This is a genomic window from Agrobacterium sp. GD03872 (assembly GCF_029840625.1).
In the GTDB taxonomy this organism is placed as follows: Bacteria; Pseudomonadota; Alphaproteobacteria; order Rhizobiales; family Rhizobiaceae; genus Agrobacterium; species Agrobacterium fabrum_A.
Map to the genome: position 1 here is coordinate 146437 of NZ_JAOCCY010000002.1, position 21753 is coordinate 168189.

A 21753-nucleotide genomic window follows, 5' to 3' on the forward strand; every position below is an offset into this window, starting at 1 on the left:
GCAACGAGAGGAGAGTGCCTTGAGCGTGACGGAGCAAAAATTCGGCCTTTACGATGCGGCTTTTGAAAAAAGCAGCTGCGGCGTCGGTTTCATCACCCGCAAGGACGGCGTGCAGACGCATGATGTGCTGAAGCGCGGCCACGAGGCGCTCTGTGCCGTGCCGCATCGCGGCGGCATGTCGGCGGAAGGTGTTGGTGACGGCGCCGGCGTGTCGCTGGATTTGTCGCTCTCCTTTTTTCGGGAATTGACCGGTGAGGACGGCTTGCAGGCCGGCCGGTTCGGCGTCGGCAATTTTTTCCTGCCGCAAAATCCGGCTTTCCACGGCGAGGCTGTCGGTATCATCGCAAACGCCCTTAAAGAGCAGGGCTTTTCAGTCCTGCTGGTCCGCGATGTGCCGGTGAATGATGAAGCCATCCGTCCCGCCGCCATCCCCTACCAGCTGCCGATCCGGCAATGGGTCTTTTCGGCTCCGGCCGAATGCGCAACCCCCGCCGAATTCGACTGGCGAATCCACAAGGCGCTCCTCGCCATCGAGGCGCTTGCCTATACGGTGCCGGAACTCGCGGGCTTTTATCCACTGTCGCTCAGCGCCCGCACGCAGGTTCTGAAAGGGCGTCTGAACTCCGATGAGGTCATGCCCTATTTCTGTGACCTCACCGACCCGCGTCATGAAGTGCATACGATGTATTTTCACACGCGCTTTTCCACCAACACCGATCCGCATCCTTCCATGGCGCAGCCCTTCCGCCTGATGGCGCATAATGGCGAGCTGAACACCGACAAGAAGAACCGCCTGTCGGAAGCGGCCGTGGCGCTGGCGAAAAATGCCAGCATTGTCAGGCCGAAAGGCCAGTCGGATAGCTGCCGTCTGGACCAGACCCTGCAGGCGCGGGTGATGGAGGATGGTCTCGACCTCGTCACAGCCGTGGTTTCGATGATGCCGCCGGCATGGGAAAACGACGATACCCTGTCACCCGGCGTCAAGGCGATGCTGGAGTATTTCTCGCTCTATGAGGAGAAGAATGACGGCCCGGCCGCGCTGATCTTCGGCGACGGCACCATCATCGGCGCACGTCTCGATCGCCTCGGTCTGCGGCCGCTGCGCACCGTCGAGACGGAGGATTATCTCTGCGTCATGTCGGAGGCGGGGCAGATCGCCTTTCCGGCGGAAAGCGTCATCCGTCGCGGCCGCATCGAGGCGGGCGGCATGCTTTATTACGACCATGCGGGGCGCCGCGCCTTTTCCACCGTCGAGGCGCTGGAACTGCTCGCCTCGCGCCGCGACTATCCGTCCCTGCTGCGCGAAGCCCGTGTCATGCTGGAGGATCTGCCGGAAGTGCCGGCGGAAAAACAGGGCTCGCCGCTGCGCTACAATGGAGATCTGGAACGGCACCAGCGTTATGTCGCCTATTCGCATAATCAGGAAAGCTTCAAGTTCCTGATGGACCCGATGCTGGCCTCCGGCGCTGAAAAGATTTCGGCGATGGGTTATGGCAATGCCATCAACGCGCTGTCCGATCAGGAAGGCGGCGTCGCGAAGTATTTCTCGCAGCGCTTCGCGCAGGTCACCAATCCGCCGCTCGACAGCATTCGTGAAGCCGATGGCATGACGTTGCGTGTGGCCCTCGGTGCGAAGCCGAACAGCGGCGCAAGCAAGGCCCGCCAGATCGTCGTGCGCTCCCCGATCCTGACCCATCTCGATATGCTGCGTATTCGTGAACAGTCGGAGACGCCCCTTCGCCGTTTCGAAATGCTCTATTCGCCGGTCTTCGATGTTGCTGATGCCAATGAAGCCGCTCTGCGGCAGGCAATTGATGGTCTCTGCGATGAGGTCGCGGCTTTCGCGGCGGAGGAGGGCGGCATTGCCGTCATCACCGACCGGCATGTTTCGACAGGCCGCGCGGCCTTGCCGATGATCATGGTCGTCTCCGCCATCAATCAGCGGCTGATCGAGGAAGGCCTGCGGCTGCGCGTTTCGCTGATCGTCGAAAGCGGTCAGTTTTCCTCTTCGCATCACATAGCGGCGAGCCTTGGTTTCGGCGCTTCGGCCGTCTATCCGCTTGGCGTGCAGTTCCGCGCCGAGGAGAAATTCGGGGCCGAGGCCGACAAGGCCTTCAAGCGTTTTGCCAAGGCGGCTGAAAAGTCGCTGATGAAGACCATGGGCAAGGTGGGCCTGTGCACGGCGGAAAGTTATATCGGTGGAGAGTTTTTCGAGCCGAACTTTCTCGATACCGATGATCCGGTGCTGAAGCGCTACTTCCCGAATGTGAAGACGCCCGTCGGTGGCGTCAACTTCGCTGTCATCGCGCAGGCGGTGGCGGACTGGCACCGCAAGGCGCTGTCGGTGAAGGGTGAAAACGACATACCGCTGCTCGGCCTCTTCAAGGAACGCGCCGAAGGTGCGGGCCATTCCTATGGCACGACGGCGGTACGCGGTTTCGTGGATATGACGGAAGAAAAGATCGGTTTCGACAAGGGAACCGAAAACGAGGAGGCGTTGCGCCTCCTGCCGCTCAACCGGCTGGAAGACGCCTTCGGTCTCAACGATGCGGCCTATCACCACAACAGCTTCGACCGGCTGACGCCTGAAGCCATCGACGCATTCGAGGTGACACCCGGTTACCGTTCCTTCGCCCGTATGATGGCGGAGGAAAGGGCGCGCCGCCCCGCCGCCCTGCGCGATGTTCTGGAACTGCCCGCCGATGTGACATTCGCCGGTTCCGCAGAAGAATTCCGTCGGGAAATGGGACGTTTTTCCCGGCAGGGCAATAACAGCTTCATGGTGCGCGGATTGCGCTGCGAGGAAGCGGGCGAAGGCGCCTTCCGGTTGCAATTGACCGGCCCGCACGGTCATGAGCTTGCCCGGCTTGCCGCACTCGGCCAGTCGCTGCTCGACCGTTTCGGCGCGGATATTCCCGGCCATTGGCTGGAAGGAGGCGCGCTTCTGGTTCAGGCCAAGGGCGAGGCTTTCGCCTATCTGTCGCTCATCCGCACAGCACCGACAAGCATTCCGCTCGATGCCGTGCAGAAGGCGAGCGAGATCACCAGGACACTCGCATCGGGCGCGATGAGCCATGGCGCGCTGGTCGCCGCTGCCCATGAGGCGGTGGCGCATGGCACCAACATGGTCGGCGGCATGTCGAATTCGGGCGAAGGCGGCGAGCATATTTCCCGTTATGGCACCATCCGCGCATCGCGCATCAAGCAGTTCGCCTCCGGCCGTTTCGGCGTCTGGGCCGGTTATCTTGCCGATCCGATGCTGGAGGAAATCGAGATCAAGATCGGCCAGGGCGCAAAGCCGGGTGAGGGCGGGCAGTTGCCGTCTCCCAAGGTGACGGTGGAAATCGCCGCCGCGCGTGGCGGCACGCCGGGCGTCGAACTCGTCTCACCGCCGCCGCATCACGATACCTATTCCATCGAGGATCTGGCCCAGCTCATCCACGACGCCAAGGCGGCGCGTGTGCGCGTCATCGTCAAGCTGGTCTCGTCGGAAGGCATCGGCACGATTGCGGTCGGCGTCGCCAAGGCGGGTGCGGATGTCATCAATGTCGCCGGCAATACGGGCGGCACGGGTGCGGCGGCTGTCACCAGTCTGAAATATACCGGCCGCGCGGCGGAAATCGGCATAGCCGAAGTGCATCAGGCGCTTTGCGCCACCGGCCTGCGCGCCAAGGTGCTGTTGCGCTGCTCCGGCGCGCACCAGACGGCGGGCGACGTCGTGAAATCAGCACTCCTCGGCGGCGACAGCTTCGAATTCGGCACCACGGCGCTGATGATGCTGAAATGCGTCATGGCGAAGAACTGCAACATCAAGTGCCCGGCCGGTCTCACCACCAATCAGGAAGCCTTCAACGGCGATCCGCGGGCGCTGGCGCAATATCTCATGAACATCGCCCATGAAACGCGCGAGATTCTGGCCGCACTCGGGCTGCGCTCGCTGCGGGAAGCACGCGGCCGTTCCGATCTTCTTCACCTTCTCGATCATCCGGCGAGTGTTGGCCAGCTTGACCTCCGGGCCATGCTTGCCGTGGTCGAAGAGGTGAAGATCGACAGTCCGGTCTATATGGAAAAGGACTTTGCGCTCGACGATGCCTTCATCGAACTCGTGCGTTCGGCGCTGGTCGACAGCAAGCGGCAGAACATCGAGCTTGGCGGCAATCGTTTCCTCAACAATTGCAACAAGAGCGTCGGCGGCCAGCTTGCCGTCGATATCGAGCGCATGCTGAACCACGAACTTTCCGATGAAGAGGCGGATGCGCTGCCGGCCGTGAAGCGGGACAGCCGTGGTCGCCGTTTCCTTGAGGCGGGTTCGGTGCGCATCGATACGTCAGGTTCGGCCGGGCAGTCTTTCGGCGCTTTCTGCAATGACGGCATGGTCATGGTCCATACCGGCACCTGCAATGACGGTGTCGGCAAAAGCGCCTGCGGCGGCACCATCGTCGTGCGTTCTCCCGGCGGCGGTTCGCAGGAGGCGGGCGGCAATGTGCTGGTCGGCAATTTCGCGCTGTTCGGCGCCACCGGCGGTCGCACCTTCGTGGAAGGGCAGGCGGGTGACCGTTTCGCAGTGCGCAACTCCGGCGCTACTGCCGTCGTCGAAGGCGTGGGTGATTTCGCCTGCGAATACATGACCAATGGCGCGGTGCTGAACCTTGGCAGTTTCGGCAAGGGTTTCGGTAACGGCATGAGCGGCGGCTTCGTTTATCAATATGATCCCTATGGTGATCTGCCGAAGAAGGTCAGCCATGATTCCATCCTGCTCGGCTCGATCACCGGTGAGGATGAGCAGGCCGCCATCCATAATCAGGCCATTCATCAGCTTTTGACCTGGCATGTTGCGGAGACTGGCTCGGCCAAGGCCGCGTGGCTTCTGGAAAACTGGGAAAGCGAGCAGCACAATTTCGTCTACGGTATGCCGCGCGCCCTGCTGCTTTATCAGGACAGCGACGAAATTCTCAAAGCCAAGCCCCGCAAGGAGCTGCTCGAGGAGCTGGCGTCCGCACTTGCCGCGCATCAGCTGCGTAAGTTCAAGCTGGCCTATCGCGACCGCAAGTCCGTGTTGAACGGGACAGTGCCGGGTTATGGTGAGACGGATACGGAAGACATGTACGCGCTCATCAACAACTACACGGTGTTGAGCATGGCGCAGGCCATCGCCCTGCAGCGGCTGCCGATGGCGTCGGGTCCCTCCGATCCCGCCATCGAAAAAGCCGTGCGCAATCTCATCCTCACGGAAGACTATGCGCTGATGCAACGGCTGCTGAAATATGCGCGCGAGGCGCTTTCGGACCATAGCGATGAACAGCTTGCGGTGATGATCGCCGCCAAGCGGCTTGACGACTACAAGCAGGCGCTGGCGCGCCGGAACATCTGGTCGGTAGACAGCCCCGGCACCTATGGCTGGATCATTCAGCAGAACCGGAAAAACATCGAGAAGATCGGCCGTCTGCCGGGCTTTGAGGAGCTTTTCGCAGCCCGCGCCATTCCCGACCTCGCCACCGCATCCAGCCACAGGGCAGCATGATGAAGATACCTTATATTCCCAAGGATGCGCCCTTCAACGGTGATCAGCGCGCATGGCTTTCCGGTTTTCTGGCGGGGCTCCATTCCCGCGTCGCCATCGGTCTGGAGACATCGATTGCCGCTGCCGCTCCCAAAGCGGCGGCCAATGTGCTGAACATCCTCTTCGGCACCCAGACCGGCAATGCCGAGGCCCTGGCGATGGATATCGCCGCCGCCGCCCGTGCGCAGGGCATGCAGCCAGTCGTGACGGCACTTGATGATGTCTCCATGGACAGTCTCGGTGCCATGAAGCGGGTCATTGTCGTCACCTCCACCTATGGCGAAGGTGAAATGCCTGATAATGCGCAGCTTTTCTGGGAAGCGCTCGCCGCTGACAGCGCGCCGCGTCTGGACGAGATGAATTTTGCCGTGCTTGCGCTCGGTGATACCGGTTATGACGGTTTCTGCCAGGCGGGCAAGCTTATCGATACGCGGTTCGAACAACTCGGCGGCAAGCGGATGAAGACGCGTATCGATTGCGATATCGACTTCGAGGATGCGGCCGCCGCGTGGATCGGCGAGACCCTGCCACTCGCGGTTGCCGTCGATGGCGGCAATGCGACAGCTGTCATGCTTGATGTCGCTGAGCCGACCATGCGGGCAAAACAGGGCTGGAACCGCAAAAATCCCTATTCAGCCGAGGTAAGCGTCAATCGCCGCCTGTCCGGTCCCGGCTCGTCCAAGGAAATTCGCCACTACGAATTCGATCTCGGCGAAAGCGGCCTCGACTATGAGGCGGGTGATGCTCTTGGCGTCGTGCCACTGAACGATCCGAAACTGGCCGGCGCGCTGCTGGAACACTTCGGAGCGGCCGCAGACAGCCAGATCACTGGGCTGGATCGATCGGTCGGCGATGCGCTTCTCAACATGTTCGAGATATCGACGCCCTCGCGCGAACTCGTCACCGAAATCGGCAAGCGGGCGGGGCATGAGGAGCTCAGCCACATCCTGGCGAATGGGGACCGGGAGCAACTGGCTGCCTTTCTCTGGAGCAAGGATATTTTCGACCTCGTCAATCTCGGCGGCAAGCCGCTGTTTGATGTTGCTGAATTCGTGACATTTCTGAAGCCGCTGCAGCACCGGGCCTATTCCATCTCCTCCAGCCCTCTGGTTGCGAAAAACAGCGTGCATCTGACGATTGCCAGCGTTCGTTATCGCGCCGAGGGCCGTGAGCGCGGCGGCGTGTGCTCCACCTATCTCGCCGACCGGGTGGAGGCAGGCCAGAGTGCCGGAGTTTTCGTCTCGCCGAACAAGGCGTTTCGTGTGCCGCAGGACAATGATGCGCCTGTTATCATGGTGGGACCGGGCACCGGCATCGCGCCCTTCCGGGCATTTTTGCAGGAACGGCAGGCGCGCGGCGCCAAGGGCAAGAACTGGCTGTTTTTCGGCGATCAGCACCGGCAGTCGGACTTCATCTATGAAAACGAGCTTGGCGACATGAGCCGCGATGGTGTGCTGACACGCCTCGACCTCGCCTTCTCGCGGGATCAGGCGGAGAAGATCTATGTCCAGACCCGCATGCGGCAGAACGGCAAGGCGCTCTATCAATGGCTTGAAGAGGGCGGTTATTTCTACGTGTGCGGTGATGCGACCCGCATGGCGAAGGATGTCGACGATGCCCTGCACGGCATCATCAGCGATGAGGCCGGCATTTCCGCCGAAGCGGCAAGCAACTATGTGAACCGGTTGAAGCGCGAAAAACGCTATCTGCGCGACGTTTATTGATGGGCCGCCGAAGCGCCGATCAGCTCAGCAATTGGTGCAGACGGTCTCGGCGTCGCGCTGCTTGAAGAAATAGTCCCGGCCGATCGTGATCGATCTCGCCCCGGACGAGGTGACATCAGGCATGAACATCAGCAATTCATGCGGGATGGAAAGTTCGACGTGGATCAGGAAGCTGTTTTCTATGAGCAGGCGGGCGGGAACGGTGACCGATGATCCCACGGCATAGGGTCTCAGATTTTTCTCATCCCAGGACCAGGTGATTTTTGCCTGTTTTTGCGCGTCGACCTTGATGCCGCTGATCTTCAGCTGCAGACCCTTGGTGCTGTAGGGGGCAAAGACCGCGGTCGCGACATCCTGCATGCCCGTGAGGTAGGTTTTGTCGACGGAGCCTGTTTTCGATATCAGGTCATTGATCGTAGCTGCGGCGCTGCTTACGCGCTTGTAGGTATTGTAGCCGATCGTCAATTCGAAAGAGGTCAGATAAAGCGCCAGCAAAATCGGGAAGACGATCGCGAATTCCACCGCGCCCACGCCCCGGCGATCTCTGGAAAAACGTGAAACAAGCGCGACGAAGCGTCGTTTGCCGTTTGCAGCAACGGACATCAGCCCTGTCATCATGAGCCCCCGCCTGTAGTGTATTTCTCGTTCATGAACGCACTGGTCGCGACGATGAGGAAATGTGACGGCATCGATCCATCGGCCGGGCGAACTTTGGTCAGGTATGGGCGAATGATATCGGCGACCACACGCCAGCGATAATAGACGCGCAACATGTTGATGGTTTCCGGTCCGCCCGGCTTGAAGCCGAATTGGGCCGTATCGAGATCGTAATATTCGCCATAGGCTTTGAGGGGTATCGTCTTCGGAATGTCCTTGAAGGCCGTAAAGGAACGAAGGTCAATATAGAGCTTCTGTTCTTTTTGGATTTCATCCGCCGAGCAGGTGATCATCACCGAGACTTCGTCGCAGAAGCTTCTTCTGAAGTCCTCTTTCGAAATCGAGTTGCTGATCTGTCCGGTGCGCAGCCGCCGCGACATGGTCTCGGTGGCGTTCACGACAACCTGTTCGGCCATGAGGGCGATGAAGGTCTCGATGATCGCGAAGACGACGAGGAAATAAGGAAGCGCGAGGATAGCGAATTCGATGGCCGCTGTCCCGTCGCGCGAGAACCCGAATTTTTCCAGCAATGGCTTCAGTCTGGCCAGTCGCATGAGGCGGTGTCGATCTCTAAGAATATGCGCCAAGCGCAACCGTTGAATTGTTGCGGACCATAACCACCCCGATGTTTAAATTCTGTTACTCTGATGAATTATACTTTAGTGATTTCCGAAATTGATACGGTCCATAATATAAAAAGCCCGGCGCATCGGCCGGGCTCTTGTTGGAACTGAAAAACGGGCGCTTACTCCGCATCCGCTTTGGACAGGACCTCCAGCGTGGGCGTGGAGGTAATATTGTAGCCGCAATCCACGTAGTGGCACTCGCCGGTCACGCCGCGTGACAGGTTCGACAGCAGATAAAGCGCCGACCCGCCGATATCGTCGATATCCGCCGTCCGCCGCAGCGGCGCGTTTTTCTGGTTCCAGGCATAGATCGCGCGTGCATCCGAGATGCCGGCGCCCGCCAGCGTGCGGACCGGGCCGGCCGAGATGGCGTTGACACGGATGTCGCGCGGGCCGTAATCGGCCGCGAGATAGCGCACGGACGCCTCGAGAGCCGCCTTGGCGACACCCATGACGTTGTAGTTCGGAATGACGCGCTGCGAACCATTATAGGTCAGCGTCAGCATCGAGCCGCCATTGGTCATCAGTTCGGCGGCGCGCTTGGCGATTTCCGTGAACGAGAAGCAGGAAATGACCATGGTGCGGCTGAAATTGTCGCGTGTCGTATCCGCGTAAAGGCCTTTCAGCTCGTTCTTGTCGGAAAAGCCGATGGCGTGCACGACGAAATCCAGCGAGCCCCACTTTTCGCGGATCGTTGCAAAGAGGGCGTCGACCGAGGCGATATCCTCGACGTCGCACGGCACGATGAAATCGGAGCCGAGTTCGGCGGCGAGCGGCTTTACACGCTTGCCGAGCGCTTCGCCCTGATAGGTGAAGGCCAGTTCCGCGCCCTGTGCCGCAAGCGCCTTGGAAATGCCCCAGGCGATCGAGTGATTGTTTGCGACGCCCATGATGAGGCCGCGTTTACCCTGCATGATGCCGTTCATGGGCAATTATCCGTTATGACGCTGGAAGACGAGCGTGGCGTTGGTGCCGCCGAAGCCGAAGGAATTGGAAAGGATGGTGTCGATCTTGGCGTTGTCGATGCGGCTGCGAACGATCGGAACGCCTGTGAATTCCGGATCGAGTTCGGAAATATGCGCGCTTTCGCCGATGAAGCGTTCCTGCATCATCAACAGGCCGTAGATCGATTCCTGCACGCCGGCGGCACCCAGCGAATGACCGGTCAGCGACTTGGTCGACTGGATATGCGGGATCTTGTCGCCGAAGACTTCCCGGATCGCGCCGATTTCCTTGCTGTCGCCAACCGGCGTCGAGGTGCCGTGGGTATTGATGTAGTCGATATCGCCCTTGACGGTGGAAAGCGCCTGCCGCATGCAGCGGATCGCGCCCTCACCGGAAGGAGCCACCATGTCGTAACCGTCCGAGGTCGCGCCGTAACCGACGATTTCGGCGTAAATCTTCGCACCGCGCGCCTTAGCATGTTCCAGTTCTTCAAGAACCAGCACGCCTGCGCCACCGGCAATCACGAAACCGTCGCGGTTGACGTCATAGGCGCGCGAGGCAACGCTCGGCGTCTCGTTATATTTGGACGACATGGCGCCCATGGCGTCGAAGAGGTTGGACATGGACCAGTCGAGATCCTCATGGCCGCCCGCGAACATCACGTCCTGCTTGCCCCACTGGATCATTTCCGCGGCGTTGCCGATGCAATGCGCCGAGGTCGAGCAGGCGGACGAGATGGAATAGTTGACGCCGTGGATCTTGAACCAGGTGGCAAGTGTGGCCGAAGCGGTGGAAGACATGGCTTTCGGCACGGCGAAGGGGCCGATGCGCTTCGGGCTGTTGTTCTTCAGCGTAATGTCTGCGGCTTCGACGATGGTGCGGGTGGAGGGGCCGCCCGAACCCATGATGATGCCGGTGCGCTCATTACCGCTGATGTCGCTCTCTTCGAGACCGGAATCGGCGATCGCCTGCTTCATGGCCACATGGTTCCACGCGCCGCCCTGCGACAGGAAGCGCATGGCGCGGCGGTCGACCAGATCGGTCGGGTCGAGAGACGGCTTGCCCCAGACCTGGCATTTGAAACCGTGTTCGGCGAAATCCGGCGAAAATGAAATGCCGGATTTGGCATTGCGCAACGATGCGGTGACTTCAGCGGCATCACCGCCGATGGAAGAAACAATACCGAGGCCGGTGACAACAACTCGTCTCATGAAAGGGACCTTTTCTTAAGATTTCGGCTGGACGACCGAAGCCGCCCGGCGTTTGTCAGGACTATTCCGTCTGCCTCAGGCAGCCTTTTCCTTCGACAGGCCTACGCGCAGGTCTGTCGCCTGATAAATGGTTTCGCCGTCCGCCTTCAGCCAGCCGTCGGCGGTGCCAAGCACCAGACGCCCGCGCATCACGCGCTTGAAATCAATACCATATTGAAGGAGCTTCGTGTGAGGGCGAACCATGCCCTTGAACTTCACTTCGCCGGTGGAAAGCGCCATGCCGCGGCCTTCTTCGCCCAACCAGCCGAGGAAGAAACCGGTCAGCTGCCACATGCCGTCGAGGCCGAGGCAGCCCGGCATGATCGGGTTGCCCTGAAAGTGGCAGGGGAAATACCAGTCATCGGGGCTGACATCGTATTCGGCGCGGATGAAACCCTTGTCGAAAGCGCCGCCCGTCTCGGAAATTTCGGTAATGCGGTGAACCATGAGCATGGGGGGCAATGGGAGCTGTGCATTTCCCGGGCCGAACAGTTCGCCGCGACCGCAGGACAGGATCTCCTCGTAATTGTAACTTGATTGCCTCGTTGCCATACCGCTTTCACTTCCCCAGTTACTGGTGTTGATCGACTTCACTAGAGCAAGTTAGGTTCAAAATGAAGCGCTGCAAGGGCAGAGGCCGCTCCGGCCTCATTCTTTGTCTTCGAACCTTCTTTGCAGAAGTCATTACCTCAATATGCCGTCCGCATACAGGAACCATCCGGCAGGAACCAGAGGAAATTTGCAGGAATGGCCGGTTTGCCGCCATTTGCCGCGCCTAAGCCACGCCGAAACTATTGAAAGCACTCGCCGCAAAAGATATATGCTAATGCAATTGGTAAGTTTCATACCTCTGTTTTGGAATGGGATTGCATGGCATTTGACGCCACATTGGATATCGGAACGAGGCTGCGGCGCTCGGGGCTGCGGCCCACGCGCCAGCGTGTGGCTTTGGGCGATCTTCTGTTCGCAAAGGGCGATCGCCACCTGACGGTCGAGGAACTGCATGACGAGGCGGTTACCGCCGGTGTGCCCGTTTCTCTCGCCACGGTTTACAATACGCTGCACCAGTTCACCGAAGCCGGCCTGATCCGTGTTCTCGCGGTGGAAGGTGCACGCACCTATTTCGATACAAACGTGTCGGATCACCATCACTTTTTCGTGGAGGGCGAGAACGAGGTTCTCGATATCCCCGTCAACAATCTCCAGATCGACAATCTGCCGGAAGCGCCCGAGGGCATGGAAATCGCCCATGTCGACGTGGTCATCCGCCTTCGCCGCAAGCGCGGCTGAAGCTTCTTTTGCCCGATGACGGATGTGAGAATGGCGCCCGTGGGCGCCATTTCTATTTCACTTCATGACATCTTCCGGCCGTCTGCCCGGCTTGGCCTTGTAGGGCGGGAACGTCCAGCCGAATATTAGCGCGCCGGACCGGATGCCGAAGGCCGTCAGCACGCCGGCGGCTGATGCGGCATAAAGCGGCGCGCCGAGGAAATAGACGACAATGAAGGTGGAAGAGCCCAGGAGCGCGCAGGTGATGTAGATCTCCGGCCGCAGCAATACGGAGGGCTCTCCGGCGAGAATATCGCGCAGCACACCGCCGAATGTCGCCGTCAGAACGCCGGTGACGATGGCGACGGTCGCGGAGCCGCTGGCGGCCAGACCCTTGGCTGCGCCCATGACGCAATAGGAGGAAAGGCCGAGCGCGTCGAGCCAGATCAATACCCGGTAACGGGATTCAAAAAGATGCGCGGTGAAGAACAGCAGGACCGCAACCGAGACGCAGACAAGAATATAGGTGGGGTTTATCACCCAGAACACCGGTGTTCTGCCCAGCACGAGATCGCGCACCGTGCCGCCGCCGATGCCGGTTGCGGCTGCAAAGAACAGGAAGCCGATCAGGTCGAGCTGCTTGCGCGAGGCGGCCAGCGCCCCTGTTGCCGCAAAGATTGCGACACCGGCATAATCGAGAAAACCAAGAAGCGTCATGAAAAGGTCCCCCCGGAAATACGTGCTGCGAACACGTCAGTGTCGCGCAAGCACTAAACTCTAGGCTGGCCGCCCGGATGATCGCAACATCCATAACCGAAACGGATGCAAAGGAAAATGCCGTGCGAATCGCTCTCGTTGCCGCTCTTCAGGCGCTGGTTCTCTTGATGTTTCCGGTGGCGCTCTCGGCGCAGCAGCAGCTGGTGAACGACCCGGAGATCTATGAGAAGGACCATTTCCGCAACGAGTGCAAGGTGGCGGCCTTCGGCGATGATTTCGTCACGCGGCTGGATATCAACAATGATGGTCTGATGGACGCCGTCGTCAATCACGGTGTTCTGGATTGCGATGGCGAAAAGGGCCGCAGCTGCGACGACGAGGGTTGCCCCTACAATTTCTACGTCCAGGTGAAAGAGGGCGGTTACCTGATGATCGCGACGGCCCGGATCTACGGCTACGATTTCATCAAGCGGTTCGGCAACATGGTCTTCGTGCTGAAGATGCATCCGCGCTATTGCGAGCGTACGGATAAGGAACCCTGCCTGATGACGGTGCGGGTGCGCGGTACGAAATTCGTCACCATCTCGCGAAAGTGACGACGCGTATGCTCACGGCGCGATACGCCGGATTTTGACTCTCTGATTATAGCGCTGTCGAAGCGAGCGCGGAATGACGAGGGTGGCGATGGCGACGGCGAAAACGGCTGCCGCAACCACCCAGAGTGCATTGGACTGCAGCGTGGCGCCAAGAACGGCGCCGCAGATCGCGCCGCTGATCATGCCGAGCCAGGGCACGATCTGGATGCCCCAGTCGAGGCTCCGGTCGCCGAGAAGAAAACGGCCGATGCCGCGGCCGAAGCGGGAAAGGGCGCCCGTCACATAGGTGAGCCCGATCGGCAGCCCCTCAATGTGCTCGACGGCGGCGTTGACCATGCCCATTGCGAACACGACGAGGTAGAACTGCGCCAGAGCGGAAGTCCCGTCGCCGAGCAGTGCGGCAATCACCATGAGCAATCCCACCGCTGTCAGAACCGCAAAAATGCGCCGGTCGAACTTGTGCGCCACCACGATACCGCCAGCATTGCCCGCCACAAAAGCGACGATGGCGAAAAGCAGTTTCGCGGCATGGGAATAGAGGCCATCTTCCATCGACATGGCGGCACGCGTGGTATTGCCAGTCATGAAGGATACGAAATCGCCTGAAATATGCAGGCCCACCGCATCCGTCATGCCGGCTATGAAGGAAATGGCGGCAACCAGTGCGATTCCGGTTCCGGTGCGCCGTGCCCTGATGATGTTGCGACGTCTCTGTCTGGTCATGGAAAGCTCGATATGGAAAACAGCGGGCGCATACGTGGGCTGCGCCATCCTATGTCTAGAATGCCGGAGGGCCCGTTTGCAATCTTTCCGGAGGCGCCCGGAAGTCTCTATTTTGTCTAGACAAATATAAAATCCCTGCCTACGATGCCCCAAATAAAGCGAAAAACAACATCGCACAAAAATAAATCAAAGGGGTTCAGATCATGAAAAAAACGTGGGTTCTCGCCACCGTTGCAGCGCTTGTTTCATCCGCTTCCGCCTATGCCGAAACGTCCGTCACCATCGGCATGTCCGGCTGGACCGGTTTCGCACCGCTGACACTTGCCAAGCAGGCGGGTATTTTTGAAAAGAACGGCCTGAAGGTCGATATCAAGAAGATACCGCAGGCCAGCCGACATCTGGCCCTTGCATCAGGTGATATCCAGTGCGCCGCCACCACGGTGGAGACCTGGATCGCCTGGAACGCCAATGGCGTGAAATCCACGCAGATTTTCCAGATGGACAAGTCGCACGGCGCGGATGGCATTGCGGTGCGCAGCGATGTTTCCAAGGTCGCGGACCTGAAGGGCAAGACGATTGCCGCGTCAGCACCGGGCACCTCGCCCTATTTCTTCCTTGCCTGGATCCTCAAGGAAAACGGTCTGACCCTGAAGGACGTGAAGGTCGTCAACCTTGAGCCGGGTCCGGCTGCACAGGCATTTGTCGCCGGCCAGAACGATGCGGCCATGACCTATGAGCCCTATCTTTCCACCGTGCGCGCTGCGCCCGAGAAGGGCAAGATTCTCGCCACGACACTGGATTACCCCGCTGTCATGGATACGTTCGGCTGCACGCCGGACTTCCTCAAGGCCAATCCGCAGGCGGCGAAAGCCCTGGCGGACAGCTATTTCCAGGCTCTCGACCTCATTAAGGCCGACCCTGAAAAGTCCTATGCGACAATGGGGGCGGATGTGAAGCAGACCGGCGAAGCCTTTGCCGCTTCTGCAAAGTTCCTCGAATGGCAGGACAAGGCCGCCAACCAGAAATTTTTCGAGGGTGAATTCAAGACCTTTTCCGAAAAATCGGCCGATCTGCTTCTCGAAATCGGCGTGATAAAGTCGAAGCCCGATCTTTCGACGCTCGCGGATACAACTTTCATCAAGTAACCAAAAGTCGGCTGCATTTCCTGCGGGGGAATATTGCCGCCAGAGATAATTTTAGAGCGTCGATTGTGCGTCACGAGAGGCGCTGGCGCTCCGATGGCGCGGCGAAAGTGCCGCGCCGGTTTTGCGGACAGGCGACAGAATGCAACCTCTTCAACCCATCAGGAACAGCACGAGAATTGCTCTCGGCATCCTGTTCTTCGTGCTGTTTTTCTCTGCCTGGGGCTTTGCCACCTTGGGCGGTTTCGTGTCGCCGACCTTTCTGGCCGACCCCATCACCATGCTGAAGGACGGCATCTATCTGCTCACCGATCAGGGTTTTGCCAGTGATATCGGCATGACGATCTGGCGCGTGGTGGGCGGTTTCGTGCTGGCATCGCTCATTGCCGTGCCTGTTGGCATCGCCATGGGAGCCTATAAGCCTATCGAGGCGCTGCTGGAGCCCTTCGTCTCCTTCGCGCGCTATCTGCCGGCTTCCGCCTTTGTGCCGCTCCTCATCCTCTGGGCCGGCATCGGCGAGATGCAGAAGCTGCTGGTGATCTTCATCGGCGCGGTGTTCCAGATCATCCTGATGGTGGCCGTGGCTGTCGCCGGCACAAGACGGGATCTGGTGGAGGCGGCCTACACGCTTGGTGCGAAGGATCGGGGTGTGGTGCGCCGTGTCCTCATTCCAGCCAATGCGCCTGACATTGCCGAAATCCTCCGCCTCGTTCTTGGCTGGGCCTGGACCTATGTCATCGTTGCGGAACTGATCGGCGCCTCCTCGGGCATCGGTTACATGATCATCAACAGCCAGGCGCTGATGGCGACCGGCCAGATCATCTTCGGCATCATCGTCATCGGCATTATCGGCCTTATTTCGGACTTCGCGTTCAAATCGCTGAACCGGAAGCTTTTCGCCTGGAGGCTTGCCTGATGAGCGAACTCGTTATCAAAGGCGTGAGCCGCACGTTTCCGGGCGTTCAGGGCGGGCAGCCGACATTGGCCTTGCAGCCGACTGATCTGGAAATCCCCCGAAACGATTTCGTCACCATCCTCGGCCCATCGGGATGCGGAAAATCGACCCTGCTGCGCATCATCGCCGGTCTCGACCGCCCCACGACGGGCGAGGTGCTTCTGTCCGGCAAGGCGGTGGCGGGACCGGGGGCGGATCGCGGCATGGTGTTCCAGTCCTATACCCTGTTTCCCTGGCTGACGATCCGCGAAAACGTCGCCTTCGGCCTGCGCGAACGCGGCGTTGCCGAAAGGGAAAAATGGGATATCGTCGACAGCTATATCGACAAGGTCGGTCTGCGCGGTTTCGAGAACCATTGGCCGAAACAGCTTTCCGGCGGCATGCAGCAGAGAACGGCCATCGCCCGCGCCCTGGCGAACGGCCCGAAAATCCTGCTGCTCGATGAGCCTTTCGGCGCCCTCGACAACCAGACGCGCGGGCTGATGCAGGAATTGCTGCTCGGCATCTGGGAGCGGGAACAGAAGACTGTTATTTTCGTCACCCATGATATCGAGGAGGCGGTTTTCATGGCGTCGCGTGTGGTCACCATGTCCGCGCGGCCCGGCCGCATCAAATCGATTACGCCGGTCGACCTGCCGCATCCGCGTCATTACACGGTCAAGGCCAGCCCGGAATTTTCCGAGCTGCGGGCAAAGCTTACGGAGGAAATACGCAGCGAGGCGATTGCCGCCGCTGTCCATGGATAGTCAATCCGGCAAAAAGGGGAGGATGGAAGCATCGGGATGAGGAGCACAGGCGCCGATCTTCAGGAAAAATCGCTGCACGAACGCATCCGCAACGATGTCGAGCGCCACATCATGTCGGGCGAATGGCCGCCGGGATACCGCATTCCCTTCGAACACGAGATGACCCGGCACTATGCCTGTTCGCGCATGACGGTGAACAAGGCTCTTGGCGAACTGGTGCAGCGCGGCCTGATTGAAAGACGCCGGCGTCTCGGCACCTTCGTTCGCCAGCCCCATGCGCAATCGGCCGTGCTTGAAATCCACGATATCGAGCGGGAGGTGCAGGCGCTCGGCCTCGTTTATGGCTACCGCCTGGATAAACGACGGTTGCGCCCTGCGGGTAAGGAAGATGGTGCGGCCATGGCGCTTGCCGCCGATGCTCGTGTTCTGGAACTCACCTGCACGCATTTCGCCGGTGGCGTTCCCTTTTGTCTGGAAGAACGCATTATCAACGTGACGGTCGTCCCGGAGGCGGAGCGCACCGATTTTTCGCAGATCGGGCCGGGAACGTGGTTGCTGAAAATGGTGCCCTGGAGCGCTGCCGAACATCGCATCAGCGCCGTTTCCGCCGACCGTAAAAATGCGGCGGCGCTGGGCATCGCTTCCGGTGCGGCTTGTCTCGTCATTGATCGGCGCACCTGGCATGGTGCGGATTACATCACCAGCGTCCGGGTGACCTATCCCGGAGACCGCCATGCGCTGGTTGCGCAGTTTTCACCGTCGCAAAGCAGCTGAAGCATCTCGGACGGTCAATTTTTTGTAAAGAAGAGTTTACGGGTCGTCTTTTGCCAATATAATAGTTGTCAAAAGAACTCAGGTTTATTATCGGAACGTCAAGCTTTCACGACGGCATCCGTTCATGGCCCCGGTTTTCGGAACCGGTCAATCTGCGGATGAGTTCATCGACGGAAATCCGGGATAAAAATTATGTCAGCTGAGACCTCAACTTCTTCCGCGTCCTTCAACAAGGCAAAAACAACACGGCACGCCTCCCTTGCCATGACTGTCACCTTGTTGACGGGCTTGAGTGCCGGTGCGGTTTTTGCTCAGCCGGCTCCTGAAAACCAGATTCAACCCGCACCGCAAACGGAAACGGTTCAGCCCTCACAGCCGCCGGCGGCTCCCGCAACGCCGAACATTCCGGCGGCCGAACCTGTTCAGCCTTCCGCGACCGCGCCCGAACAACCTGCAGCAGCCGCGCCCGTACAGCCGTCATCGAGCCAGCCTGCGCCCGCTCAGTCTGCAACCGGCTCCGCGCCGGCGCCCGAAGGCGTTGCGCCGCAGCCGACGCAGACCGAACAACCCGCACAGACGAACCAGCCGGCCGCGCCGAGCGAAGCTTCGGTGCCGGTAGAACCTGTCAGCGCCGCGCCCGCCAGTGCCGAAAATCGTGCGGACATCCCGCACAACCTGTCGCCATGGGGCATGTTCATGGCGGCGGACTGGGTGGTGAAAGGCGTCATGATCGGCCTCGCCTTCGCGTCGCTCGTCACCTGGACGGTCTGGGTGGCGAAGTCCATCGAGCTTGCGGGCGCGCGGGTGCGTGCCGGCGCAACTCTCAAGGTCATTCGCAAGGCAAAGACCCTGACCGAGGCCACCGAGGCTGTCGAAAACAAGGGTGGACCGGCTGCGCTCATGCTGCGCATGGCGACCCATGAAATGCAGCTTTCCGATGCGGTGGTCGAGCACACGGATGGCGGCGGCATCAAGGAGCGTGTTTCTTCCGCACTGTCGCGTATCGAAACCCATGCCGGTCGGCGCATGTCGCGCGGAACGGGCGTTCTGGCGACCATCGGTTCCACAGCGCCTTTTGTCGGCCTGTTCGGCACCGTCTGGGGCATCATGAACTCCTTCATCAGCATTTCGGAATCGCAGACCACCAATCTCGCCATCGTTGCGCCGGGTATTGCCGAGGCATTGCTCGCCACCGCCATCGGCCTTGTCGCCGCTATTCCGGCTGTGGTGATCTACAACGTCTTCGCCCGCTCGATTACCGGATATCGGCATCTGCTGGCGGATGCGGCAGCCGGTGTGGAACGCCTCGTCAGCCGCGACCTCGACTTCCGCCGCATTCCGCCGGGCAGCACCAGCAAGCCCGCCGTGTCGCTGGTTGGACGGTGATCGGCCATGGCTGGCGGTATTCGCGAAAACGGCGGAGACGATCTCTCCGAGAACCACGAGATCAACGTCACACCCTTCATCGACGTGATGCTGGTTCTGCTCATCATCTTCATGGTGGCTGCACCGCTGGCGACCGTCGACGTGAATGTCGATCTTCCGGCGTCCACGGCAAAGCCGGCGGAACGTCCGGAAGAACCGCTCTATCTGACGGTCAAGGACGATCTGTCGCTCAATCTCGGTAATGATGCGGTTGCCCGCGAAGCACTGGCGGCCGCCATTGACCGGCAGACGGGCGGTAAGAAGGATACGCGCATTTTCCTGCGCGCCGACAAGGCGGTCGATTACGGCCACTTCATGGAAATCATGAATCTGCTGAGAGATGCCGGTTATCTGAAGATCGCACTGGTGGGGTTGGAAAATGCGGCTGCGGCATCGCAGCCCGCCGGTGCCGCTCAGCCCTCCGGCCAACCCGCCGCCCCTGCGGCGCAGGGAACCGCGCCATGAGTGAAAACGGCTACCCGCAGGCCCGACATTCCCGTCTCGGGGAAGTGATGCTGTGGTCCGCCGCGGCGGTGCTCATGTTGAGTGTTCATGCCGGTTTTGCCTATTATCTGATGCAGGAGCCCGAGGAACTGGATGCCGGCGGGCCGCCGCCTGCCGCGATCATGATAGAAATGGCGGCGATACCGGAAGCCGTCAAGACCGAGGAAACAACGCCGGCGCAGGATGTCGAGGACGCCGAAGAGGTGAAGAGCGACAGCAGCGAACCGGTGGAGGAAGCTGCCCCGGAAGAGCCGCCGCCACCGGAGCCGGTTGCGGAAACGCCGCCGCCGCCAGAGCCGGTGCAGCCGCCTGAACCGCCGGTCGAGGAGATCGTCGAACCGCAGGAAATTCCCGAACCCGTGGAGCCGGTCGACCCCGTTCAGGAGCAGATGATGGCGGAACTCGAAAATGTCGAGGTTCCCTTGCCCGTGCTGCGGCCTCCGCCACCACCTGTCGAAAAGAAGGTGGAAAAGAAAGAGCCGGAAGACAAAAAGAAGGTCGAGCGCCAGCGTCCCAAACCGCAGCAGGCATCCGAACTGCGCGAAACGGCGAAGGCGGAAGCCCAGCAGTCCGACCGGACGGCGGCATCGCGCAGCAATGCCGGTTTCTTTTCTTCGTCATCCGCTTCACCGGCAAAATGGGGATCGAAGGTCCGCTCGCATATTCAGCGGCGCAAACCGCGCTCGCTCCGAAGTGATGCCATGACAGCGACGGTGCGGTTCCGTGTCAATGACGCCGGTGCCATCAGTGGAGTCAGCGTGGTTCAGTCTACGGGCGATTCCTCTATCGATCAGCAGATTGCGGCCTGGATTCAGAGCGCATCACCAGTACCCGCTCCGCCTCCGGAAGCAAACAAGACGATCACACTGCCGATCAGCATTCGCTAGGATATTCAATCGGGCCAGGCGAGATGCCAGCCTTCCTCCTATGTGCATCGGTTGCGCTCGAATAACATTTCGCGAATGTTTTTGATGGTGTAGGTCTTGTCGACTTTTACAAGCAGGGGCATTCCGGAATGAAATTCTCAATCGCAGAGGCGGAGGATCTCGTATCCTCTATCTTTGAGCGCAACGGCGTTCTGCCGCAAAACGCCCGTTCGGTGGCAAAGGCGCTTGTCGCCTCCGAGGCGGCGGGTCAGGGCGGTCACGGTTTTCGCCGCATCCCCGTTTATGTGCGCCAGGCGCGGGTCGGGAAGGTCGATGGCGAGGCGCGTCCGGTGGCGACCCGCGTAAAGCCGGGCGTGCTCTCGGTCGACGCCAATCACGGCTACGCCTATCCGGCGATCGATTGCGCCCTTGAGGAATTGCCTGAAATGGCCCGGCAACAGGGCATTGCGCTTGCCGCGATCCACCGCTCCCATCATGCGGGTGTCATGGCGCTGACCGTCGAACGCCTCGCCGAAATGGGCTTTGTCGCGCTGATGTTCGCCAATGCGCCGGCATCCATGGCCCCCTGGGGCGGCAGCAAACCGCTCTACGGCACCAATCCAATCGCTTTCGCCACCCCTGTCGGCAACGCCGATCCGCTGGTGATCGATCTCGCCCTTTCCAAGGTCGCCCGTGGAAAGATCATGGCGGCGCGCCAGAAGGGTGAAACGATCCCCGGCGACTGGGCGCTCGATAGAAACGGCCGGCCGACGACAGACCCCGAAGAGGCCATAGAGGGAACCATGGTGCCCGCAGGCGAGGCCAAGGGTGCCGCACTGGCGTTGATGGTGGAGATCATGGCCGCTGCGATTACCGGCGGAAACTTCGCGTTCGAGGCTTCTTCCCTTCTGGACGACAAGGGTGCGCCACCTTCTCTCGGTCACACGATCATCGCCATAGACCCCGTATCCTCAGGCGGTGTGACCTTTACCGAGCGGCTGGCGCTTATCGCCGGCGAGATAGAAAAGCAGGAAAACGTGCGTCTGCCCGGTCGCCGCAGCCAGGGTATTCGCAAACAGTCGCTGGAAAACGGCATCGTCATCGAAAGCGATATTCTGGCTGAGATACAATCGCTCTAAAGCCATGCCACAAGATAAAAACCCGGCGGATCGAATATGATCCGCCGGGTAAACCGTATTGGCTGCTTTTTATGCGTCGATGGGCCGGAAGTCATTTCCTGCCCGCCTTTGGTCCGCCATCCCGCCACTGACATG

Annotated in this window: 19 protein-coding genes; 12 read left to right on the forward strand and 7 right to left on the reverse strand. The window is 60.2% G+C overall.

Features of this window, described 5'->3' with window-relative positions; translation table 11 throughout:
* Positions 1 to 19 precede the first annotated feature (19 nt).
* Positions 20 to 5521 carry a glutamate synthase-related protein gene (locus tag N5D22_RS04645; RefSeq protein ID WP_279654604.1) on the forward strand — a complete coding sequence of 1834 codons (5502 nt, stop codon included), beginning with the start codon at positions 20 to 22 and terminating at the stop codon, positions 5519 to 5521.
* On the forward strand, positions 5518 to 7284 hold the full coding sequence (locus N5D22_RS04650) for a sulfite reductase subunit alpha (protein WP_279654605.1): 1767 nt from the start codon (positions 5518 to 5520) through the stop codon (positions 7282 to 7284). Before N5D22_RS04645 ends, N5D22_RS04650 begins: the two co-directional genes overlap by 4 nt.
* 24 nt (positions 7285 to 7308) lie before the next feature.
* Here N5D22_RS04650 and N5D22_RS04655 read toward each other — a convergent pair whose 3' ends face one another.
* The 5 genes from N5D22_RS04655 to fabA form a co-directional block, all read right to left on the reverse strand.
* Positions 7309 to 7902 (reverse strand): pilus assembly protein, encoded by a 594-nt coding sequence (locus N5D22_RS04655; protein WP_279654606.1) that lies wholly within the window; start codon positions 7900 to 7902, stop codon positions 7309 to 7311.
* Positions 7899 to 8495, reverse strand: a complete 597-nt coding sequence (locus N5D22_RS04660; protein WP_279654607.1) for a pilus assembly protein — start codon at positions 8493 to 8495, stop codon at positions 7899 to 7901. The genes N5D22_RS04655 and N5D22_RS04660 overlap by 4 nt, the downstream gene beginning before the upstream one ends.
* Before the next feature lie 191 nt (positions 8496 to 8686).
* Positions 8687 to 9493 (reverse strand): enoyl-ACP reductase FabI, encoded by an 807-nt coding sequence (gene fabI, locus N5D22_RS04665; protein ID WP_279654608.1) that lies wholly within the window; start codon positions 9491 to 9493, stop codon positions 8687 to 8689.
* 6 nt (positions 9494 to 9499) lie between these two features.
* Positions 9500 to 10723, reverse strand: coding sequence for a beta-ketoacyl-ACP synthase I (gene fabB, locus N5D22_RS04670; protein WP_279654609.1), 1224 nt, complete (start codon positions 10721 to 10723; stop codon positions 9500 to 9502).
* 75 nt (positions 10724 to 10798) lie between these two features.
* The gene (gene fabA / locus N5D22_RS04675) at positions 10799 to 11314 is read right to left on the reverse strand and encodes a 3-hydroxyacyl-[acyl-carrier-protein] dehydratase FabA (protein ID WP_003507274.1); all 516 of its coding nucleotides are present in this window, start codon (positions 11312 to 11314) and stop codon (positions 10799 to 10801) included.
* A 318-nt stretch (positions 11315 to 11632) separates the two neighbouring features.
* Here fabA and irrA point away from each other — a divergent pair, with 318 nt between their 5' ends.
* Complete coding sequence (gene irrA / locus N5D22_RS04680) at positions 11633 to 12052, forward strand: iron response transcriptional regulator IrrA (protein WP_003507276.1); 420 nt, start codon at positions 11633 to 11635, stop codon at positions 12050 to 12052.
* Positions 12053 to 12109: 57 nt separating this feature from the next.
* Here irrA and N5D22_RS04685 read toward each other — a convergent pair whose 3' ends face one another.
* A complete protein-coding gene (locus tag N5D22_RS04685; RefSeq protein WP_279654612.1) occupies positions 12110 to 12748 on the reverse strand; it encodes a trimeric intracellular cation channel family protein in 639 nt (212 codons plus the stop codon).
* Positions 12749 to 12825: 77 nt separating this feature from the next.
* On the opposite strand from N5D22_RS04685, the gene N5D22_RS04690 reads away from it, so the two are divergent.
* Positions 12826 to 13344 carry a hypothetical protein gene (locus N5D22_RS04690; RefSeq protein WP_279654613.1) on the forward strand — a complete coding sequence of 173 codons (519 nt, stop codon included), beginning with the start codon at positions 12826 to 12828 and terminating at the stop codon, positions 13342 to 13344.
* Between the two features lie 12 nt (positions 13345 to 13356).
* Here the strand turns inward: N5D22_RS04690 and N5D22_RS04695 are convergent, their stop codons facing one another.
* A complete protein-coding gene (locus N5D22_RS04695; RefSeq protein WP_279654614.1) occupies positions 13357 to 14067 on the reverse strand; it encodes a YoaK family protein in 711 nt (236 codons plus the stop codon).
* Between the two features lie 203 nt (positions 14068 to 14270).
* On the opposite strand from N5D22_RS04695, the gene N5D22_RS04700 reads away from it, so the two are divergent.
* The 8 genes from N5D22_RS04700 (at position 14271) to N5D22_RS04735 (ending at position 21618) form a co-directional block, all read left to right on the forward strand.
* The gene (locus N5D22_RS04700; RefSeq protein WP_279654615.1) at positions 14271 to 15212 is read left to right on the forward strand and encodes an ABC transporter substrate-binding protein; all 942 of its coding nucleotides are present in this window, start codon (positions 14271 to 14273) and stop codon (positions 15210 to 15212) included.
* Positions 15213 to 15351: 139 nt separating this feature from the next.
* On the forward strand, positions 15352 to 16125 hold the full coding sequence (locus N5D22_RS04705) for an ABC transporter permease (RefSeq protein WP_059759013.1): 774 nt from the start codon (positions 15352 to 15354) through the stop codon (positions 16123 to 16125).
* Positions 16125 to 16910 carry an ABC transporter ATP-binding protein gene (locus tag N5D22_RS04710; protein WP_279654616.1) on the forward strand — a complete coding sequence of 262 codons (786 nt, stop codon included), beginning with the start codon at positions 16125 to 16127 and terminating at the stop codon, positions 16908 to 16910. The genes N5D22_RS04705 and N5D22_RS04710 overlap by 1 nt, the downstream gene beginning before the upstream one ends.
* Before the next feature lie 36 nt (positions 16911 to 16946).
* The gene (gene hutC, locus N5D22_RS04715; RefSeq protein WP_279654617.1) at positions 16947 to 17684 is read left to right on the forward strand and encodes a histidine utilization repressor; all 738 of its coding nucleotides are present in this window, start codon (positions 16947 to 16949) and stop codon (positions 17682 to 17684) included.
* Positions 17685 to 17876: 192 nt separating this feature from the next.
* Positions 17877 to 19070 (forward strand): tonB-system energizer ExbB, encoded by a 1194-nt coding sequence (exbB, locus tag N5D22_RS04720; RefSeq protein ID WP_279654618.1) that lies wholly within the window; start codon positions 17877 to 17879, stop codon positions 19068 to 19070.
* A 6-nt stretch (positions 19071 to 19076) separates the two neighbouring features.
* Positions 19077 to 19574 (forward strand): TonB system transport protein ExbD, encoded by a 498-nt coding sequence (gene exbD, locus N5D22_RS04725; RefSeq protein ID WP_279654619.1) that lies wholly within the window; start codon positions 19077 to 19079, stop codon positions 19572 to 19574.
* Positions 19571 to 20500, forward strand: coding sequence for a TonB family protein (locus N5D22_RS04730; RefSeq protein WP_279654621.1), 930 nt, complete (start codon positions 19571 to 19573; stop codon positions 20498 to 20500). Before exbD ends, N5D22_RS04730 begins: the two co-directional genes overlap by 4 nt.
* 128 nt (positions 20501 to 20628) lie before the next feature.
* On the forward strand, positions 20629 to 21618 hold the full coding sequence (locus tag N5D22_RS04735) for an Ldh family oxidoreductase (protein ID WP_279654622.1): 990 nt from the start codon (positions 20629 to 20631) through the stop codon (positions 21616 to 21618).
* The last annotated feature ends 135 nt before the right edge of the window (positions 21619 to 21753 follow it).

Excerpts from the sequence above, each read along its gene's own strand:
- hutC (WP_279654617.1), top strand. The coding sequence starts at position 16,947 with ATGAGGAGCACAGGCGCCGATCTTCAGGAAAAATCGCTGCACGAACGC.
- N5D22_RS04735 (WP_279654622.1), top strand. The coding sequence starts at position 20,629 with ATGAAATTCTCAATCGCAGAGGCGGAGGATCTCGTATCCTCTATCTTT.
- N5D22_RS04650 (WP_279654605.1), top strand. The coding sequence starts at position 5,518 with ATGATGAAGATACCTTATATTCCCAAGGATGCGCCCTTCAACGGTGAT.
- fabI (WP_279654608.1), bottom strand. The coding sequence starts at position 9,493 with ATGAACGGCATCATGCAGGGTAAACGCGGCCTCATCATGGGCGTCGCA.
- N5D22_RS04700 (WP_279654615.1), top strand. The coding sequence starts at position 14,271 with ATGAAAAAAACGTGGGTTCTCGCCACCGTTGCAGCGCTTGTTTCATCC.
- irrA (WP_003507276.1), top strand. The coding sequence starts at position 11,633 with ATGGCATTTGACGCCACATTGGATATCGGAACGAGGCTGCGGCGCTCG.
- exbD (WP_279654619.1), top strand. The coding sequence starts at position 19,077 with ATGGCTGGCGGTATTCGCGAAAACGGCGGAGACGATCTCTCCGAGAAC.
- N5D22_RS04710 (WP_279654616.1), top strand. The coding sequence starts at position 16,125 with ATGAGCGAACTCGTTATCAAAGGCGTGAGCCGCACGTTTCCGGGCGTT.
- N5D22_RS04730 (WP_279654621.1), top strand. The coding sequence starts at position 19,571 with ATGAGTGAAAACGGCTACCCGCAGGCCCGACATTCCCGTCTCGGGGAA.
- N5D22_RS04695 (WP_279654614.1), bottom strand. The coding sequence starts at position 14,067 with ATGACCAGACAGAGACGTCGCAACATCATCAGGGCACGGCGCACCGGA.
- N5D22_RS04690 (WP_279654613.1), top strand. The coding sequence starts at position 12,826 with ATGATCGCAACATCCATAACCGAAACGGATGCAAAGGAAAATGCCGTG.
- N5D22_RS04660 (WP_279654607.1), bottom strand. The coding sequence starts at position 8,495 with ATGCGACTGGCCAGACTGAAGCCATTGCTGGAAAAATTCGGGTTCTCG.
- N5D22_RS04685 (WP_279654612.1), bottom strand. The coding sequence starts at position 12,748 with ATGACGCTTCTTGGTTTTCTCGATTATGCCGGTGTCGCAATCTTTGCG.
- exbB (WP_279654618.1), top strand. The coding sequence starts at position 17,877 with ATGTCAGCTGAGACCTCAACTTCTTCCGCGTCCTTCAACAAGGCAAAA.
- fabA (WP_003507274.1), bottom strand. The coding sequence starts at position 11,314 with ATGGCAACGAGGCAATCAAGTTACAATTACGAGGAGATCCTGTCCTGC.
- fabB (WP_279654609.1), bottom strand. The coding sequence starts at position 10,723 with ATGAGACGAGTTGTTGTCACCGGCCTCGGTATTGTTTCTTCCATCGGC.
- N5D22_RS04655 (WP_279654606.1), bottom strand. The coding sequence starts at position 7,902 with ATGATGACAGGGCTGATGTCCGTTGCTGCAAACGGCAAACGACGCTTC.
- N5D22_RS04705 (WP_059759013.1), top strand. The coding sequence starts at position 15,352 with ATGCAACCTCTTCAACCCATCAGGAACAGCACGAGAATTGCTCTCGGC.